At 72.4% G+C, this 17,527-nt stretch carries 16 protein-coding genes; 9 read left to right on the forward strand and 7 right to left on the reverse strand.

Features of this window, described 5'->3' with window-relative positions; all coding sequences use genetic code 11:
• Positions 1 to 2: 2 nt before the first annotated feature.
• Genes OG885_RS08135 through fdhD form a run of 3 tightly spaced genes read left to right on the forward strand, consistent with a single transcriptional unit; the run spans position 3 to position 3,568 of the window.
• The gene (locus tag OG885_RS08135) at positions 3 to 1,835 is read left to right on the forward strand and encodes an NADH-ubiquinone oxidoreductase-F iron-sulfur binding region domain-containing protein (RefSeq protein ID WP_405728263.1); all 1,833 of its coding nucleotides are present in this window, start codon (positions 3 to 5) and stop codon (positions 1,833 to 1,835) included.
• Positions 1,832 to 2,692 (forward strand): 2Fe-2S iron-sulfur cluster-binding protein, encoded by an 861-nt coding sequence (locus OG885_RS08140; RefSeq protein WP_405728266.1) that lies wholly within the window; start codon positions 1,832 to 1,834, stop codon positions 2,690 to 2,692. The genes OG885_RS08135 and OG885_RS08140 overlap by 4 nt, the downstream gene beginning before the upstream one ends.
• A gap of 6 nt (positions 2,693 to 2,698) precedes the next feature.
• Complete coding sequence (gene fdhD, locus OG885_RS08145) at positions 2,699 to 3,568, forward strand: formate dehydrogenase accessory sulfurtransferase FdhD (RefSeq protein WP_405728269.1); 870 nt, start codon at positions 2,699 to 2,701, stop codon at positions 3,566 to 3,568.
• On the opposite strand, the gene OG885_RS08150 is transcribed toward fdhD, so the two are convergent.
• Positions 3,555 to 4,082, reverse strand: a complete 528-nt coding sequence (locus OG885_RS08150; RefSeq protein WP_405728272.1) for an isochorismatase family protein — start codon at positions 4,080 to 4,082, stop codon at positions 3,555 to 3,557. The genes fdhD and OG885_RS08150 overlap by 14 nt on opposite strands.
• Before the next feature lie 19 nt (positions 4,083 to 4,101).
• Positions 4,102 to 4,539, reverse strand: a complete 438-nt coding sequence (locus OG885_RS08155; RefSeq protein ID WP_405728275.1) for a MarR family winged helix-turn-helix transcriptional regulator — start codon at positions 4,537 to 4,539, stop codon at positions 4,102 to 4,104.
• 107 nt (positions 4,540 to 4,646) lie between these two features.
• Here OG885_RS08155 and OG885_RS08160 point away from each other — a divergent pair, with 107 nt between their 5' ends.
• Positions 4,647 to 5,564, forward strand: a complete 918-nt coding sequence (locus OG885_RS08160; protein WP_405728278.1) for a zinc-binding alcohol dehydrogenase family protein — start codon at positions 4,647 to 4,649, stop codon at positions 5,562 to 5,564.
• A 119-nt stretch (positions 5,565 to 5,683) separates the two neighbouring features.
• The gene (locus OG885_RS08165; protein WP_405728281.1) at positions 5,684 to 6,916 is read left to right on the forward strand and encodes a DUF4185 domain-containing protein; all 1,233 of its coding nucleotides are present in this window, start codon (positions 5,684 to 5,686) and stop codon (positions 6,914 to 6,916) included.
• Here the strand turns inward: OG885_RS08165 and OG885_RS08170 are convergent.
• Positions 6,852 to 7,865, reverse strand: a complete 1,014-nt coding sequence (locus OG885_RS08170; protein WP_405742647.1) for a bile acid:sodium symporter family protein — start codon at positions 7,863 to 7,865, stop codon at positions 6,852 to 6,854. The genes OG885_RS08165 and OG885_RS08170 overlap by 65 nt on opposite strands.
• 162 nt (positions 7,866 to 8,027) lie before the next feature.
• Between OG885_RS08170 and OG885_RS08175 the strand changes: the two genes are divergently transcribed.
• Complete coding sequence (locus OG885_RS08175; RefSeq protein ID WP_405728284.1) at positions 8,028 to 8,891, forward strand: LysR substrate-binding domain-containing protein; 864 nt, start codon at positions 8,028 to 8,030, stop codon at positions 8,889 to 8,891.
• A 220-nt stretch (positions 8,892 to 9,111) separates the two neighbouring features.
• Here OG885_RS08175 and OG885_RS08180 read toward each other — a convergent pair whose 3' ends face one another.
• Positions 9,112 to 10,089 carry an Lrp/AsnC family transcriptional regulator gene (locus tag OG885_RS08180; RefSeq protein WP_405728287.1) on the reverse strand — a complete coding sequence of 326 codons (978 nt, stop codon included), beginning with the start codon at positions 10,087 to 10,089 and terminating at the stop codon, positions 9,112 to 9,114.
• A gap of 109 nt (positions 10,090 to 10,198) precedes the next feature.
• Here OG885_RS08180 and OG885_RS08185 point away from each other — a divergent pair, with 109 nt between their 5' ends.
• The 3 genes from OG885_RS08185 (at position 10,199) to OG885_RS08195 (ending at position 14,721) form a co-directional block, all read left to right on the forward strand.
• Entirely contained in the window at positions 10,199 to 11,698 is a 1,500-nt protein-coding gene (locus tag OG885_RS08185) for an MFS transporter (RefSeq protein WP_405728290.1), read from the forward strand.
• 250 nt (positions 11,699 to 11,948) lie between these two features.
• On the forward strand, positions 11,949 to 13,775 hold the full coding sequence (locus tag OG885_RS08190; protein WP_405728293.1) for an AMP-dependent synthetase/ligase: 1,827 nt from the start codon (positions 11,949 to 11,951) through the stop codon (positions 13,773 to 13,775).
• 109 nt (positions 13,776 to 13,884) lie between these two features.
• Positions 13,885 to 14,721: an aldo/keto reductase gene (locus tag OG885_RS08195; protein ID WP_405728296.1), complete on the forward strand. Its 837-nt coding sequence runs from the start codon at positions 13,885 to 13,887 to the stop codon at positions 14,719 to 14,721.
• A gap of 48 nt (positions 14,722 to 14,769) precedes the next feature.
• On the opposite strand, the gene OG885_RS08200 is transcribed toward OG885_RS08195, so the two are convergent.
• The 3 genes from OG885_RS08200 to OG885_RS08210 all read right to left on the reverse strand — a co-directional run bounded on the left by OG885_RS08200 (position 14,770) and on the right by OG885_RS08210 (position 17,495).
• On the reverse strand, positions 14,770 to 15,729 hold the full coding sequence (locus OG885_RS08200) for a DMT family transporter (RefSeq protein ID WP_405728298.1): 960 nt from the start codon (positions 15,727 to 15,729) through the stop codon (positions 14,770 to 14,772).
• An 86-nt stretch (positions 15,730 to 15,815) separates the two neighbouring features.
• Positions 15,816 to 16,517, reverse strand: a complete 702-nt coding sequence (locus tag OG885_RS08205; RefSeq protein WP_405728301.1) for an SDR family oxidoreductase — start codon at positions 16,515 to 16,517, stop codon at positions 15,816 to 15,818.
• An 84-nt stretch (positions 16,518 to 16,601) separates the two neighbouring features.
• Complete coding sequence (locus tag OG885_RS08210; RefSeq protein ID WP_405728304.1) at positions 16,602 to 17,495, reverse strand: class I SAM-dependent methyltransferase; 894 nt, start codon at positions 17,493 to 17,495, stop codon at positions 16,602 to 16,604.
• Positions 17,496 to 17,527 lie beyond the last annotated feature (32 nt).

The following is a 17,527-nucleotide window of genomic DNA, read 5'->3' on the forward strand; positions in this document are numbered from 1 at the left end:
ACATGGACCTGCGCTTCGGGGACAGCGAGCCGACGGACGACGAACGCGCGGCCGTCGATGAGTTGTTGGGCCCTCCCGCGTCCTCGTGGGAGGGCGCGGAGCGGACCGCGGAGGACCTCAGGTACTCCCGGGGCGGACGTGCGGCCCGTGATCGCCGCGACCTGTTGCTGCCGGGCCTGCACGCGCTCAACGACCGGATCGGCTGGATCAGCAGGGGCGCCCTCGCCCATCTGTGCCGAAGGCTCACCGTGCCGCCCGCCGAGGCCTACGGAGTCGCCACCTCGTACGCCCTGTTCTCGGTGTCCCCCCGGCCCACGACCGTGCTCCACGTCTGTACGGACCTGACCTGCACGGCCGCCGGAGCAGCCGCCCTGTGCGCCGGACTCGCGTCCCGCCTGGACTGCGACGACCGGGTCACGGTCCGCCACTCCCCCTGCCTCGGCCTGTGCGAGCGCGCTCCGGCGGCCCTCACGATCAAGGCGGGCGATCCGGTGCGTACGGCGGTGTCGGCGCCGGCGACGGTCGAGGCCGCCGTCCTCGCCGCGACCGCCCCCGACTCGGCACCGGAGGAACCACCGGCCCGGGCGGCGGTACCACAAGCGGGCGATCCCCCGCCGACGCCGAGGAAGGAGCAGACCGGCGTGCCCGCCCCGCCACCACCACCGCTGCTCACGCGGGTCGGCGTCGTCGACCCGGCCTCACTCGACGACTATCGCGCCCACGGCGGCTACAGAGCGCTGCGCCGGGCCCTCACGCTCGGCCCCACCGCCACCCTCCGCGAGATCGTCGACTCGGGCCTGGTCGGGCAGGGCGACGCCGCCTTCCCCAGCGGCCCTGGTCCGCGGGCCACCCCCGTCGGTGTCGCCTGGCAGGCCGTGGCGTCCCGGCCCGGCCACCCGCACCACCTCGTGTGCAACGCGAGCGCGTCCGGGCCGGGCGCCTTCACGGACCGCGTGCTCATGGAGGGCGACCCGTACGCGCTGGTGGAGGCGATGACGATCGCGGCGTACGCCGTCGGCGCGCCCCACGGCTACCTCTACCTGCGCGGCGAGCACCCGCGGGCCGCGCGGCGGATGCGCCGGGCCGTCGAGCGGGCACGCGCGCGTGGGCTGCTCGGCGACGACATCCTCGGCCGGGGCCACTCCTTCGACATCGAGATCCGGCGCGGCGCGGGCGCCTACGTCTGCGGCGAGGAGACCGCCGTACTCCGCTCCATCGAGGGGTACCGCCCGGAGCCGCGTCCGACGCCGCCCTTCCCGACGGAGAAGGGCCTGTTCGGCGCGCCGACGGTCGTCGCGGACGTCGAGACGCTGCTCCACGTACTGCCGATCCTCGCGGGCGGACCGGCCGCGTACCGGTCGGGGCTCGTTTCCGTGTCCGGCGGTGTGGAGCGGCCCGGGGTCTACGAGCTGCCGTCCGGGACGACACTCGGCGAGCTGCTCACCCGGGCCGGTGTGCGCCCGGGCCTGCGCGCGGTCCTGCTCGGCGGAGCCGCGGGCCGCTTCGTACGCCCCGACGAGGTGGACGTGCCCGTCCGGTCCGGCGTCGTCATCGCCTTCGACGGCACCGTGCCGCTGTCCCGGCTGCTGCTGCGCGTCGCGGAGTTCTTCCGGGACGAGTCCTGCGGGAGTTGCGTGCCGTGCCGGATCGGGACCGTGCGCCAGGCGGAGGCGCTGCGCCGGATCGTGGACCGCGCGGGCCCGGCCGCGGCCGACGACGTCACGCTCCTCGCGGAGGTCGGCCGGGCGATGCGGGACGCCTCGCTGTGCGGGCTCGGGCGGAACGCGTGGAACGCCGTGGAGTCGGGCGTGGAGCGGCTGGGGGTGTACGGATGACCGTGACGGCTCTCGGCGTCCCCCGTCGGCTGCTCGACCTCACCCTCGACGGGGAACCGGTGCGTGCCCCCGAGGGCACGACGCTCCTGGACGTGTGCCGGGCGGCCGGCAAGGGCGTCCCGGCCCTCTGCCACCTCGACACCCGCGCCCCCGCCTCCGCCTGCCGCCTCTGTGTCGTCGAGGTCGAGGGCTCCCGTGCCCTCGTGGCGGCCTGCTCCCGAGAGGCCGAACCCGGCATGACCGTACGGACCGACACCGAGCGCACCCGCCACAGCCGCCGGACCGTCCTCGAACTCCTCGCCTCCTCGGTCGACCTGTCGACCACGCCCGGCATCGCGGAGTGGATCGAGGAGTACGGGGCCCGACCGGACCGGTTCGGCGCGGACGCGACCCGCGTCACGGAGGAGCCGGTCGTCGACAACGGCCTGCTGGTGCGCGACCACGGCAAGTGCCTGCGCTGCGGCCAGTGTGTGCGGGCGTGTGGCGACCAGGGGCGGAACACGTTCGCGATCTCCGTCCTCGGCCGTGGCTTCGGCTCGCGCGTCGGGGTCGAGTACGACGCTCCGCTCACCGACTCGGCCTGTGTGTTCTGCGGTGACTGCGTCGACGTGTGCCCGACGGGGGCGCTGTCGGTCAGGTCGGAGTTCGACCTGCGCAGGGCGGGCGCCTGGGACGAACCGGCGCAGACCGTCACGGCCACGGTGTGCGGGCACTGCGGGGTGGGCTGCGAGCTGGCCCTGCACGTGCAGGACAATGAGATCGTGAAGGTCACCTCCCCGCCCGACAGCCCGGTGGCCCACGGCAATCTCTGCATCAAGGGCCGCTTCGGCCACCAGTACATACAGAACCGGGACTGAGCAGCCATGGGACGAGTCACGGAACGACGCAAGGTGATCCGCATCCGCGACGGGGCGGTCTCCACCCGGCCCGACACGCTGGTCGCCGAGGAGCCACTGGAGATCCGGCTGAACGGCAAGCCGCTCGCCATCACCATGCGTACCCCCGGCGACGACTTCGCGCTGGCCGCGGGCTTCCTCGTCAGCGAGGGGGTGCTGGCAGAGCAGGGCGATCTCCAGAACATCGTGTACTGCGCGGGCGCCACGGTGGACGGTTCCAACACGTACAACGTGGTCGACGTGCGCACCGCGCCGGGCGTGCGGATCCCCGACATCACCCTCGAACGGAACGTCTACACGACCTCGTCCTGCGGCCTGTGCGGCAAGGCGAGCCTGGATGCGGTGCGGACCACGGCCCGCTGGCCCATCTCCGACACTCCCCCGGTCCGGGTCGAGCCCGAGCTGCTCGCGAGCCTCCCCGACCGGCTGCGCGCGGCGCAGCGGGTCTTCGACCGGACCGGGGGCCTGCACGCCGCCGCGCTGTTCACCGAGGACGGGGAACTGGTGGACATACGGGAGGACGTGGGGCGGCACAACGCGGTCGACAAACTGGTGGGGCGGGCTCTGCAGAGCGGCGGGCTGCCGCTGTCGCGGACGATTCTGCTGGTGTCGGGGCGGGCGTCGTTCGAGCTGGCGCAGAAGGCCGTGATGGCGGGCATCCCGGTGCTGGCGGCGGTCTCGGCGCCGTCCTCGCTGGCCGTGGACCTGGCCTCGGAGACGGGCCTGACCTTGGTCGGGTTCCTGCGGGGCGCGTCCATGAACGTGTACGCGGGTGAGGAACGCATCGCCTTCCGGGCCGCGCCGGCCGAGGGGAACGGGGCGGTCAGGACGCCGTGAAGTGCACCTCCGCCGCCCGCACGACCGTGCCGAGCCGCGGGAAGTCCAGCCGCACCGACGCGTCGTGCTCCGGCGCCGTGAGCGCCGCCATCGCGTCCTCGACGAAGACCAGGTCGTAGCCCAGGTCGCCGGCGGCGCGGGCCGTGGACTCGACGCCCAGGTTGGTGGCGATGCCGCCGAACACGAGGGTGGTGACGCCGCGTTCGCGCAGGCGCTCGTCCAGGCCGGTGCCCTGGAAGCCCCCGATGGTGCGCTTCACGACCTCGATGTCGCCGGCCGCGGCGAGGCCCGCCACCAGCCCGCTGCCGGGCGGCTGTTCGGGAACTCCGGGCCGCTCGACGCGGACGAGGACGACATGGGCGCCGGCCGCGCGGAACGCGCCCGCCAACTCCTGTGCGGTCGTGAGGACTTCGGCGCCCTTGCGGGGCTCCAGGGGCAGCGCGACGATCCGGTCCATCAGATCGACGAGGACGAGGGCGCTGCGCGCGGGGTCGAGCGCGAGGGGTGCGGTCATGACGGAACGTTATCCGCCGTCAGCCCTCCGTACCGGAAATCCGGATCAACAGGTCCGTGAAACGGTCGCGTTCGGCCGGCGACAGCGGGGCCAGCAGCTCGTCGTTGGCCTTCCGGGCGGCCTTCTCGCAGCGTTTCAGCAGCCGCGCGCCGGCCTCGGTGAGCGAGACCGCGTTCTTGCGGCGGTCGCGCGGATCGAGGTCGCGTACGACGAGTCCTTCGACCTGTAGGTCGTTGAGGACACCCACCAGGTCCTTGGGGTCCAGTCCGACGCCGCGCCCGATGTCGGCCTGGGCCACGGGCTGGAGATCTCGGACGGCGGAGAGCACCACGTGGTGCCACATCTTGATGCCCTCGGCCGCCAGCGCGTCGGCCACCAGGCCCCGCCCCCGGGCGGCGGCCCGGCCGAGCAGCCAGCTGGGGAGGGAGCGGATCTCGGCGAGGGGGGCTTCGGGCATGAGCGGAGCCTAGCAAGGAATCCGTAGGGACTCCCCATGAAAATTCGTTGGACTCCCCCACGACCTCGCTCATATCATGGGGACTCCCAACGATTTCTGGAGGTGCGATGCGCCGCATCCGGTACGAGTCCACCGGTGGCCCCCTGTTCCTGGAGAAGGCCGAGGTCCCCGAGCCCGGGCCCGCCGAACTCCTGGTCCGCTGCGAGGCGATCGGCGTCACGCTCCCCGTGGTCCGCAAGGTCACCGAGGCCGCCGAACCGATCCCCCTGGGCGGCGAGATCGCGGGCGAGGTCGTGGCCGTCGGCAGCGGCGTGACGCGCTTCCGTGTCGGCGACCGGGTGACCGGGCTCTGCTTCGGGCACGGTTACGCCGACTTCGCGCTGCTGCACGAGGCCATGGCCTCACCGGTGCCGGACGCCGCCTCCGCCGTCGACGCGGTCGCACTGGTCCGCAGCGGCCTCGTGGCGTACGGCGCCCTGGAGGCCGCCCGCCCCGTGCCGGGCGAGGCCACCCTCGTGACCGCCGCGGCGAGCGGAGTCGGCCACCTGGCGGTGCAGTTGGCCCGCGTCCGGGGTGCCGGGCGGGTCGTGGCGGCCGTGTCGAACGCGGCGAAGGCCGACTTCGTACGGTCCCTGGGCGCCGACGAGGTCGTCCTGTACGCCGACGAGAGCTGGGGCGAGCCCGTCGACCTCGTCCTCGACGCCGTCGGCGGCGATCTGCTCACCCCGGCCCTCGCCGCGCTCGCCCCCGGCGGCCGGCTCGTGGCGTACAGCTCGGGCGGCGGCACCATCCAGGCGTACGACCTGCTGGTCGGCGGCAAGTCCGTGATCGGCTTCCAGATGGCGCGGATCGCCCGCGGGGAACCCGAGTCGTACGAGCGGTGGCGGCGGGAGCTGTGGCGGATGTTCGGGCAAGGGACGCTGAAGCCCGCCGTGCACGCGGAGTTCGCGCTCACCGACGCCACCGCGGCGCACGCGGCGATCGAGACGCGGAGCAACCTCGGAAAGGTCGTACTCCGGCCCTGACGACCCGAGTCGGGCGGACCCATGCCGCCGCCGCACGGTCCTCCCGGTCCTCCCCGTCCTGCCCCGCCGTCTCCGAGGCCCCATGGACCAGGTGAGCGACAGCCACTAACGTCCCGGGCGTGCCCGACGACGTACGAGCACGACAGCGCACGGGAACGGGGCTCGGTCTGGTGCTGGCCCTGGTTCTCGGGGCCGTGCTGCTCACGGCGCTGCCCAAGGACGAGGACCGGCGCGACGCGGCCGGGTGCGGCCCGCGTTCCGTCGGATCGTGGTCGGCGGACAAGGGGCTCACCGCCGAGTTCGCCCGGTACGGCGACGACGCGACCCGGGCGGACGACTGGACCGGCGGCGACGGCACGCATTCGGTGCGGCTGCCGGACGGGCGGGTGCTGTGGCTGTTCTCCGACACCTACCTCGGGCAGGTGTACGCGCCGCCCAACCCGGTCGGCGAGTCGTACGCCTGGCGGGACACGGCGGCGCCGCTCGTGCGGAACTCGGCGGTGGTGATGCGGGGCGGGCAACTGGAGAGCACGCTGCCTGCGCCGCTGTTCCCCGATCCCGGGCCGAATCAGTGGCGGTGGCCGGTGGCGGCCCGGGTGGAGCCCCGGTCGCCGGGGGCGTCGGAGCAGGTCCTGCGGGTGGTGCTGTGGGTGCGGACGGCGGCCGCCGCGCCCTGGATCTACGGGACGCCCACGGCCACCGAGGTGGCCACGCTGTCCCTGCCCGGCCTACGGGTGGAGTCGATCGTCAAGGTGCTGGACCAGCAACTGGTCCCCGATCCGTCCCGGCGGGTGCTGTTCGGTACGACGCTCGTCGAACGGGACGGGTGGACGTACGTCTTCGGCGGCGACGACGGCCAGGCGGTCTCCCGGCCGGTGTCGGCGGCGTACGCGGCACGGGTGCCGGACGGCAGGCTCGGGGAGCCGGGGGCCTGGCAGTACTGGGACGGCTCCGACTGGCGGGCCGGGGCGAGGCCGGCCGCGGTCCTCGGGGACGCGGGCAGGCGCACCGGCGTGGGCAGCGCGTTCTCGGTGGCGCGGGTGGACGGTACGTATGTGCTGTTCACGATGGCGGCGGGGACGGCGGGGTTGACGACTGTCACCTCGTACTGGGCGTGCTCCCCGAGCGGACCCTGGCACGGCCCCACGAAGGACTTCACCCCCGCGCTGCCGGAGGGACAGGTGGCGGCCTACAACCCGCAGGTGCACCCCGCGCTGGGCGGCGGCGGACGGCTGGTGCTCAGTTACGACGTGAACTGGCTGGAGCCGTCCGCCGCGGCGGCGCAGCTCAACCGGAACGTGTCCCTGTACCGACCGCGATTCGTGACGCTGCGGCTGAAGCCGGGGACGTGACGCCGGGCTCGGGGTCGTGGGAGCGGCGCTTGGCGATGACCGCGCAGACCATCAGCTGCATCTGGTGGAAGAGCATCAGCGGCAGTACGGCGAGGGAGGCGTGCGCGCCGAACAGGACGCTGGCCATGGGCAGTCCGGAGGCGAGGGACTTCTTGGAGCCGGCGAACTGGATGGCGATACGGTCCTCGCGGCCGAAGCGGAGCGCCTTGGACCCGTACCAGGTCAGCGCGAGCATCATGGCGAGCAGCACGGCCTCCACGGCCAGCAGCCCGGCCAGCCGGAGCGCGCTGACCTGGTGCCAGATGCCCTGGACCATGCCCTCGCTGAACGCCGTGTAGACGACCAGCAGGATCGAGCCGCGGTCGACGAGGCCGAGGACCTTCTTGTGCCGGGTGACGAAGCTGCCGATCCAGCGGCGCAGCAACTGCCCCGCGACGAACGGCACCAGCAGCTGGAGCACGATCTGCACCAGCGAGTCGGCGGAGAAGCCGCCCGCGCTGCTGCCGAGCAGGGCGGCGGCGAGCAGCGGGGTGATGACGATGCCGACGAGGGAGGAGAAGGAGCCGGCGCAGATCGCGGCGGGCACGTTGCCGCGGGCCATGGAGGTGAAGGCGATCGAGGACTGGATCGTCGAGGGGACCAGGGTGAGGAAGAGCAGCCCCTGGTAGAGGGGCTGGGTGAGCAGCACCGGGACGAGTCCGCGGGCGGCCATGCCGAGCAGCGGGAAGACCACGAACGTACAGGCGAGGACGGTGACGTGGAGCCGCCAGTGCTTGAGGCCGTCCAGGGCCTCGCGGGTGGACAGGCGGGCGCCGTACAGGAAGAAGAGGAAGGCGATGGCGGCCGTGGAGGCGCCGGAGGCCACGTCCGCACCCGTGCCGCGCGCCGGGAGGAGGGCGGCGAGGCCCACCGTCCCGAGGAGCAGCAGGATGTACGGGTCGATCGGCATCCAACTCGGCCAGCGCAGGCGTTTCACGGTGCTCCACATACTCGTCGTGCTCTCGGCGGTACCGGGGCCTGAAGTCCCCCCTCCATCGTCCTCCTCGCTCCCTCGATCGGGAATCCGGTATACCGCTCTGACTGTCATCACGTTCCGCGATAACGTGGCCCCATGTACGACCCGTCCCAGTTGCGTACGTTCCTGGCGGTGGCGCAGACCCTGAGCTTCACTCAGGCCGCCCGGCGGCTCGGGCTGCGGCAGTCGACCGTCAGCCAGCACGTACGGCGTCTTGAGGAAGCGGCCGGGCGTCAGTTGTTCACCCGGGACACCCACTCGGTGGAGCTGACGGAGGACGGCGAGGCGATGCTCGGCTTCGCACGCCGCATCCTGGACGTGCACGAGCAGGCGTCGGCGTTCTTCACGGGTACCCGGTTGCGCGGCCGGCTGCGCTTCGGGGCGTCGGAGGATTTCGTGCTGACCAGGCTGCCGGAGATCCTGGAGCGCTTCCGCTACGACCATCCCGAGGTCGACCTGGAGCTGACGGTGGAGCTCTCGGGCACGCTGCACGAGCAGTTGGCGGCCGGGAAGCTGGACCTGGTCCTGGCCAAGCGACGGCCGGAGGACCCGCGCGGCGAACTGGTGTGGCACGACCGCCTGGTGTGGATCGGCGCGGAACGGCTCCGCCTCGACCCGGACCGCCCGGTCCCCCTGATCGTCTATCCCCCGCCCGGCATCACCCGGGCGCTCGCCCTGGAGGCGCTGGAGCGGCAGGGCCGCGAGTGGCGGATCGTGTGCACGAGCGGCAGCCTCAACGGCCTGATCGCGGCGGCCCGTGCCGGGCTGGGCGTGATGGCCCACTCCCGCGGCCTCATCCCTCCCGGCCTGGTCCGCGTCCCCGACCGCTCGGGCCTGCCCGAACTCGGCCGCGTCGACTTCGTCCTGGTCCACGGCCACCGCCGCACGACGTCCCCGGGCGCGGCGGACGCCCTGGCGGCGGCGATCCTGACGAGCGGCGACCGCCTGCACCGGAGCTAGGGCCTGTCCGGCGGATCATGCCGCAGACGCGGGGTCTGGCACGCCGGCCTGCGGCGTTGTCGTCGGTTGCCGACTCCCCCACTCTCGGCTTCGCTCGAGCGGGAGGGGCCCCCATCGCGTCGCCGCCCTCCTCCGCCTTGCAGTCCACCGCACCAGACCCCGCTCACCTGCGTCGATGAGGCGCCGCAGCTTTCCTGCGACTTGATCCGCCGGACAGGCCCTAGGGCCGGACGTACGTCAGCTGCTTGACGCGGCGCAGGAACGGTGTCGCCTCCACGTGCTGGACTCCCTCCAGTCGGCCGAGGGGGCCACTGAGGTAGGCGTAGAAGGCCGCCGTGTCCCGGACGACGGCGGTGACCATGAGGTTGGAGGGTCCGGCCGTGGCGCTGGCGAAGGCGACCTCGTCGTGGGCGGCCAGGGCCTGGCCGACGGAGTGCAGGGCGCCGGGGGCGGTGGTGATCCACAGGGCGGCGGCACGGGGGAAGCCGAGGGCCTCGGAGAAGTACTCGATGTCGATGTAGACGGCCCCGGAGGCGAGCAGCGCGGCCAGACGGCGTTTGACCGCCGACTCGGAGCGGCCGGTGGCCCGCTGGAGTTCGGGGTAACCGGCCCGTCCGTCGCGTTCGAGGACGGCGAGGAGGGGTTCGTCGTCCGGGTCGACGGCGACCGGCCCCGGTCCGGGCTCGGGGTGCGCGCGCAGGGCGGCGATCTGGTCGTCCGTGAGCACGCCGAACTTCTGGGACCAGCCGGTGGGTCCGCCGTAGAAGCGGTGGATCAGCTGGTGGGCGCGGATGTCCACGACGCCCGGGGTGCGGGGCAGTTTGCCGAGCAGGAGCTCGTCGTGGTCGCCGGCGCTGCGGGGCCGGGTCATGCAGACGATCTCGGTGCCGCCGGAGGCGAGGCCGATCCAGCCGGTGTCGGGCCGTTTGGCGAGGGCGTCCGAGATGGCCGGGGCGCTGTCGGGCGCGCAGCGAAAGCGCATCATCCACTGGTCCTGGCCGAGCCGGAAGCCGTCCCGGACCGCCACGACCCGCAGTCCCGCCTCGGCGCTCAGCCGGCGGAAGCGACGGGCGACCGTCTGGTCGGAGGCCCCGAGCACCGTCCCGAGCCGGCTGAAGGAGGCCCGGCCGTTGACCTCCAGCGCCGAGAGGAGCTGAATGTCCAGCCGGTCGAGCGTGAGGGATTCCATCTCCAGCATGCCCACTCCTGTCGGATTCCGGCGATTCAATGCCTCTTACCGCCGCGATCGGCCGCGTCGAGCCCATCGTACGGAGTCCTGCGCATCCCACGGACAAGGAGTTGAGGACATGCGTACTTGGGGGCCGCTGACCGCGGCGTGTCTGGCCACCTTCATGCTGCTGCTGGACGTGACCATCGCGATCGTCGCGCTGCCGGACATGGCGGTGGCGCTGAACGCGTCGCTGAGCGATCTGCAATGGGTGATGGACGCCTACGCGCTGGCGCTGGCCGCGCTGCTGCTGGGGGTGGGCGCCGCCGCGGACGTGCTCGGGCGACGGCGGGTGCATGTGGCGGGGGTCGTGGTGTTCGCCGGGTCCTCGCTGCTGTGCGGCCTGGCGTCCGGCCCGGCGATGCTGGTCGCGGCGCGGGCCCTGCAGGGCGCCGGCGCGGCGGCGACGCTCGCCACGGCGCTGCCGCTGCTGGCGTCGGTCTACCGGGGCCGGCAGATGTCGGTGGCGCTCGGGGTGTGGGGCGCGACCGGCGGCGCGGCGGCCGCGGTGGGTCCGGTGCTGGGCGGGCTGCTGACGGACGGGCCCGGCTGGCGGTGGATCTTCTACGTCAACCTGCCGGTGAGCGTGGTCGCGGTGTGGCTGACGCTACGGGCGGTGCCGGAGTCGCGGGGGCGGGCCGGACGCCGGATCGACTGGGCGGGGACCGTGCTGTTCGCGGCCTTCGCGGGCGGGGTGACGTACGGGGCGGTGCGGGCCGGGTCGCACGGCTGGGGTGCGACGGGCACACTCGTCGCCTTCGCGGGCGCGGCCCTGGCGCTGGTCTGCTTCCTGGTCGTGGAGGGGCGGGTCGCCGATCCGCTGATCGATCCGCGGCTGTTCCTGAAGCCCGCGTTCTCCGGGGTGATGGCGGGCGCGTTCACCTTCAACGCGGCGGCGTTCGGGGTCATGGCGTACACCTCGATCTGGTTGCAGACCGTGCTGGGGATGTCGCCGGTGCGCGGCGGCCTCGTCTTCCTGTGGCTGTCGCTGGCCGCGTTCGTGGTGGCGGCGGCCGGGGGACGGCTGCTGCACGGGGTGCCGGCCCGGTTCACCGTAGGGGGCGGGCTGCTGCTGATCGGCGCCGGACAGTTCTGCATGGCGTTCCTGAACGCCGGTTCGACGTCGACGGCGCTCGTCGCGGGGCTGGTGCTGGTGGGCGTGGGTACGGGTCTGGTGGCGCCCTCGGTCGCGGGGGCCGCGCTGGCCACGGTGGAACGGGAGCGCTCGGGCATGGCCAGCGGCGCGGTCAACGCCTTCCGGCAGTTCGGGTACGCGCTCGGCCTCGCCTTCTTCGGCACGGTGCTCACCTCCCGGATGGCGGACTCGCTGCCGCGCGACGCCGCTCACACGCTGGCGGGCGGCGGGGCGGGGGCGCTGCGGGGCACCTTCCCCGAGCACGCGCTGCGGGCCGCGTTCGCCTCGGGGCTCAACACGGCGGCGGTGGCGGCCGGCCTGCTGGCGGTGACCGGCGGTGCGCTGGTCCTCGCGCTGCTCAGGACGCCGGGGGCGGCGCGGGAGGGTGTGACGGATCCGGGCGCGACGACGCTGACAGAGGAGACGGCGACGCAGCGGAACTGATCATTCCGACAGCTCGCGCACGGGTTGCTCGGGTCGTACAGATTCGGTGGAGATTAGGCGTCCGAAACTTACTCAACCGTCAGTTTTCTGTCCGACCCTTCCCCATGTGAGGGCATTTTCCGGCGCTGACCAGCCGCTACCCGTACACCGCCGGAAACCGCACCCCCTCCCGCCCCGTCGATAGGTGGGGTAGCTTTCACGGCGCTGTGCGGAGCGTCGGACCAATGTCAGAGGGAGCGGGGAGCGGGGTTTGCGCGAGTTCACCAACCCTCCGTTGGCGTTGGCACCCCCGGTGGGCGGATTGGCCGACGTGGTGTTCGACCATGCCCAGGAGGACCCGCTGTGCGTGGCGCTGGGCCGCAAGGACGAGTCGGGACAGTGGCGGGACGTGACCTCGGCCGAGTTCCGCGACGAGGTGCTCGCCCTCGCCAAAGGACTGCTCGCCCGCGGCATCCGCTTCGGTGACCGGGTCGCGATCGTCTCCCGCACCCGCTACGAGTGGACCCTCTTCGACTTCGCCCTGTGGACGATCGGCGCCCAGGTGGTGCCGGTCTACCCCACCTCGTCGGCGGAGCAGTGTTTCTGGATGCTCTACGACGCCGAGTGCACGGCCGCGATCGTGGAGCACGAGGACCACGCGATGACCATCGCCACCGTCATCGACCGACTGCCGCGACTGCGTGAGCTGTGGCAGCTGGACGCGGGCTGTGTGCAGGAGCTGTACGACGCCGGCGCGCACCTCGACGACGACGTGGTGCACCGGCACCGGCAGGCGGTCACCCCCGACTCGGTCGCCACCATCATCTACACCTCCGGCACCACCGGCCGCCCCAAGGGCTGTGTCATCTCGCACGGCAACTTCATGTACGAGGCGGACACCGTCATCCGGCGCTGGGAGCCGGTCTTCCACTCCAAGAAGGGCGACGAGGCGGCGACCCTGCTGTTCCTGCCGCTCGCGCATGTCTTCGGGCGGATGGTGCAGGTCGCCGCGATCCGCGGCAAGGTCCGCTTCGGCCACCAGCCGCAGATGAACGCCGCCGCCCTGATGCCCGACCTCGCCGCGTTCAAGCCGACGTTCTTCCTTGGGGTGCCGTACATCTTCGAGAAGGTGTTCAACGCCTCGCGCCGCAAGGCCGAGAAGGAGGGCAAGGCGGGCGCCTTCGAGAAGGCCGTCGACATCGCGGTGAAGTACGCGGACGCCATGGAGGCGAAGGCCTGGGGCATCGGGCCCGGCCCTTCGGCGGGTCTACGCGTGCAGCACCAGCTCTTCGACAAGCTCGTCTACTCCAAGATGAGAGCCGCGATGGGCGGCCGCATCAAGCAGGCGATGACGGGCGGTTCGGCCATGGACCGCCGGCTCGGCCTGTTCTTCGCCGGCGCGGGCGTGCACATCTACGAGGGCTACGGCCTCACCGAGTCGACGGCCGCCGCCACCGCCAACCCGCCCGAGCGCACCCGCTACGGCACGGTCGGACAGCCCATCCCGGGCATGACCGTGCACATCGCGGACGACGGCGAGATCTGGCTGCACGGTGACAACGTCTTCCAGGGTTACCTCAACAACCAGAAGGCCACCGACGCGACCCTGCACGACGGCTGGCTCGCCACCGGAGACCTCGGCTCCCTCGACGAGGACGGCTACCTCACCATCACCGGCCGCAAGAAGGAGATCCTGGTGACCTCCGGCGGCAAGAGCGTCTCCCCCGGCCAGTTGGAGGAGCGCGTCCGGGACCATCCACTGGTCTCCCAGTGCATCGTCGTCGGCAACGACCGCCCCTATGTCGCCGCCCTGGTCACCCTCGACCAGGAAGCCGTCGAGCACTGGCTGGCGATGCGCGGCAAACCGCAGCTGACGGCGGCCGAACTGGTCCGGGACGCCGACCTGGAGACGGAGGTGCGACGCGCCGTGGTCGCCGCCAACACCCTGGTCTCCCAGGCCGAGTCGATCCGCACGTTCCGCATCCTGGCGCAGCCGTTCACCGAGGAGCACGGGCTGCTCACGCCGTCGCTGAAGCTGAAGCGCAAGGCGATCGAGAACGCGTACGCGGGCGAGGTCGAGGCGTTGTACAGGGCCTGAGGCGCTTTCCGGCGGATTCTGTCCTATTCCGCCGTCAGGAATGCATCCCCGCTCGTGATCGTTGACGATGGGAGTACCACCTGACGACAACCGTAAGGATCAAGAGCTCGTGAGCAGCAAGGTCCCCCCGATCATCCTGAACAACGGCGTCGAGATGCCCCAGCTGGGCTTCGGCGTCTGGCAGGTGCCGGACGACGAGGCGCAGCAGGCGGTCGCGACCGCCCTGGAGGCCGGGTACCGCAGCATCGACACAGCGGCGATCTACGGCAACGAAGAGGGCACCGGCAAGGCCATCACCTCCTCCGGCATCCCCCGCGAGGACGTTTTCGTCACCACCAAGCTGTGGAACAGCGACCAGGGGTACGACTCCACCCTGCGCGCGTTCGACGCCTCCCTGGAGAAGCTCGGCCTGGACTACGTGGACCTGTACCTGATCCACTGGCCGCTGCCGGCCCGGGACCAGTACGTCGACTCGTACAAGGCGTTCGAGAAGCTGCTCGCCGACGGCCGCGCCCGGGCGATCGGCGTCTCCAACTTCTACCCGGAGCACCTCGAGCGGCTCATCGCCGAGACCTCGGTCATCCCGGCGGTCAACCAGATCGAGCTGCACCCGCATCTCCAGCAGCACGCCAACCGTGAGTTCCACGCGGAGCAGGGCATCGCCACCGAGGCGTGGTCCCCGCTGGGCCAGGGCAAGGGCCTGCTGGAGGTTCCGGCGATCGTCGCCATCGCCCAGAAGCACGGCCGCACCCCGGCCCAGGTGGTGCTGCGCTGGCACCTCCAGCTCGGCAACGTGGTGATCCCCAAGTCCGTGACCCCGTCCCGGATCAAGGAGAACATCGAGGTCTTCGACTTCAGCCTGGACACCGAGGACCTGGCCGCGATCAGCGCCCTCAACGAGGACCGTCGTATCGGCCCGGACCCGGCGACGTTCGACATCGGCTGACGGCACGGCACAGCGGCGGGCCCGGACGGAGCACCGTCCGGGCCTTCGTCAGGTCCGGGTACGGCTGGTCACCGTGGCGTACGCGCTGACCAGGATCAACGCGCACCCACCCCACTGCGCGACGGTCGGCCGCTCCCCCAGCACCGCCGCGCCCAGGATCAGTGCGCCGACCGGCGTGAGCAGCAGCAGGACGGCGCCGATGTGGCTCGGCAGATGCGGGGAGTTGAGCGCGACGAGCAGCCAGCCGATCATGCCGCTGCTGACCGCTGCCACGGCCAGCCAGCCCAGCGCGGTGGCGGACGGGGTGAGGTCGAGGGCGCCCCAGGCCCAGCCGCCGAGGGCGGAGAAGACGGTGGCGGACACCACGACGACGGTGTACGTCGTCACCACGTGCCCCTCGAAGCCGCCGCGGCGGAGCAGGAACAGAAAGCCCGAGTAGCTCAGGGCGGCGAGCACGGCGTGGAGGGTGCCCGCCGCCGGGTCGCTGCCGTCGGCGCCCTGCTCGAACAGCCCGCCGGTGAGCACCACGCCGGCGCACAGCACCGGCAGCCACAGCAGAAAGCGGCGTGGCACCTGCTCCCGGTCCACCGCCCACGCCAGCAGCGGCACCAGCACGACCTGCACATTGACCAGCACGGTCGACAGCCCGGCGCCCACCTCGGTGATGGCCCGCGACCACAGCAGCATGTCCCCCGCGAACAGCGCCCCGCCCGCGACGCCGTACAGCAGCTGACGCCGGGGCGGCGGACCCTCATGGCGGTATTCCGGCAGGGACAGCAGCACCAGCACCGGGACGCAGAGCAGACAGCGGTACAGGGAGGCCGTACCGGCGTCCGCGCCGGACAGCTCGATGCAGATCGGCGACAGCGACAGCACCACCGCACCGACCGTCTGCCCGGCGCGCGGACCGCCGGGCAGGCGGGCCGTGAGCGGCTGCCGACGCTGAGTGGTGCCGGTGTCGGTGTCGGTGTCGGTGCCGGTGCCGGTGCCGGTGCCGGTGCGTGCCATGGTGCGGGATCCCTCCGAGGGACACGGGACCGCCCGTCTACCCCTCCACCGGCGACGCATGCATCGGCCACCAACCCGCGCTCAGCTCAGTTGGGCTGCCCGATCGGCCGTACGACGACCGTGTTGACGTCGACTCCCTCGGGCTGCCGGATGGCCCATACGACGGAGTCGGCGAGCTGGTCGGCGGTGAGGAGATGACCGGGCGGGAGGCTGCCGTAACTGTCCCAGAACGGGGTCTCCACCCGGCCGGGCGCGACCAGGGTGACGCCGATGCCCCACTCGGTGACCTGGCGGCGGGTGTTCTCGGCGAGCCCGGTCACCGCCCACTTCGTCGCCCCGTAGATGTTGCCCGGGGTGGGCACGAACCCGGCGACGCTGCCGACCAGGACGATCCGCCCCCGGGTCTCCTTGAGGGCGTCGACGGAGGCACGGATCAGCAGCGCCGGTCCGAGGACGTTGGTCAGCACCATCTCGGTCCAGCCGGCCGGGTCCCCGTCGGCGACCGAATCATGAGTGGCCGTACCGGCGTTGGAGACCACGGTGTCCAGCCGGCCGAACTCCTTGAGGGTGCGGTCGACCGCCGACCGCACGCTCTCGTAGTCGGCAGCGTCGCCGGCAAGCGTCAACAGGCCCTCGGGGTTGCCGAGTTCCTCGGCGAAGCCACGGAGCCGCTCCTCGCCCCGGCCGGTGACGGTCACCCGGTGCCCGGCGTCGAGGAGTTGGCGTGCGACGGCGGCGCCGATGCCGCTGCCGCCGCCGGTGATGAGCGCGACCGGAGAATCGGTCATGACTACCCCCTGTTTTCGGTGAACGCCGCGCAGTAGATCACTTGGAGCGTTCTCGAAGTCAAGGGCGGAGCGGACAGAACGGCGTCAGACCGGGCGGACCGCCGTGTGGACCGTGCGGGCCGTGAGGACGAACAGGTCGGGGCGGTGATGGAGGCTCGCCTTGTCCTCGGGGTCGACGAGCCGGTCCAGGGTGGCACGGTCGTCGGGGTCGAGGCGTACGCCGAGGACGTCCCGCATCCGGGTGAAGGCGGTGACGGCACACCGGCGGGCCCGGTCGGTGGTCGGGGCGGGCAGGTCCAGCAGGAAACTGCGGGTGCCGGTGGGCTTCAGCCCCACGGACGTCATCAGCGCCGCCCAGTCCTCGATCTCGTCGACCGCGCCGGGCAGCGCGGCCCGCATCTCGGTGAACCACTCCTCGTGCACCGCGTCGAGCCGGGCCTGGAGCCCCGGGCGGCCGATGCCGATGTCGCGGGGCAGATATCGGGTGGGCAGGCTGCCCTCCAGCAGGGCCAGGGTGCCGCCGGGCGCGAGCCGCGCGGCGAACGCGGCCAGGGCAGCCTTCTGATCACCGAGGTGGTGCAGGCTCCAGCTGGCCCACAGCAGATCGGCCGGGTAGTCCAACTCGTCCAGTACGTCGGGCAGTTCACCGACGAGGGTGCCGAACCGGTCGGCGACCCCGAGCCGCCCGGCGCGCTCGCGGGCCCGCTCCAGAAGCGGCTCGGAGCTGTCGACGGCGACGACCCGGGCGCCGGGAAAGGTATCGGCGAGCAGACAGGAGACGACCCCCGGCCCGCTGCCCGCGTCGACGACCAGCCCCGGCTCGGTCTGCCGTTTCGCGAGCCACGCCATGGCCCGCTCGTACAGGGGTGTGTACAGCTCGGCCTGGTCCTCCAGCATCGGGGCCATCTCGGACCAGTCGATGTCGGCGTGGTCGTGGTGGGCGTGCCCGTGCTCATGCTGATGGTGGTCGTGCGCCATGGTGGTCACCCTCTCGTCCGTGTGCGGCCAGC

Origin of the sequence: Streptomyces sp. NBC_00028, assembly GCF_045041065.1 — a bacterium.
Lineage (GTDB): Bacteria > Actinomycetota > Actinomycetes > Streptomycetales > Streptomycetaceae > Streptomyces.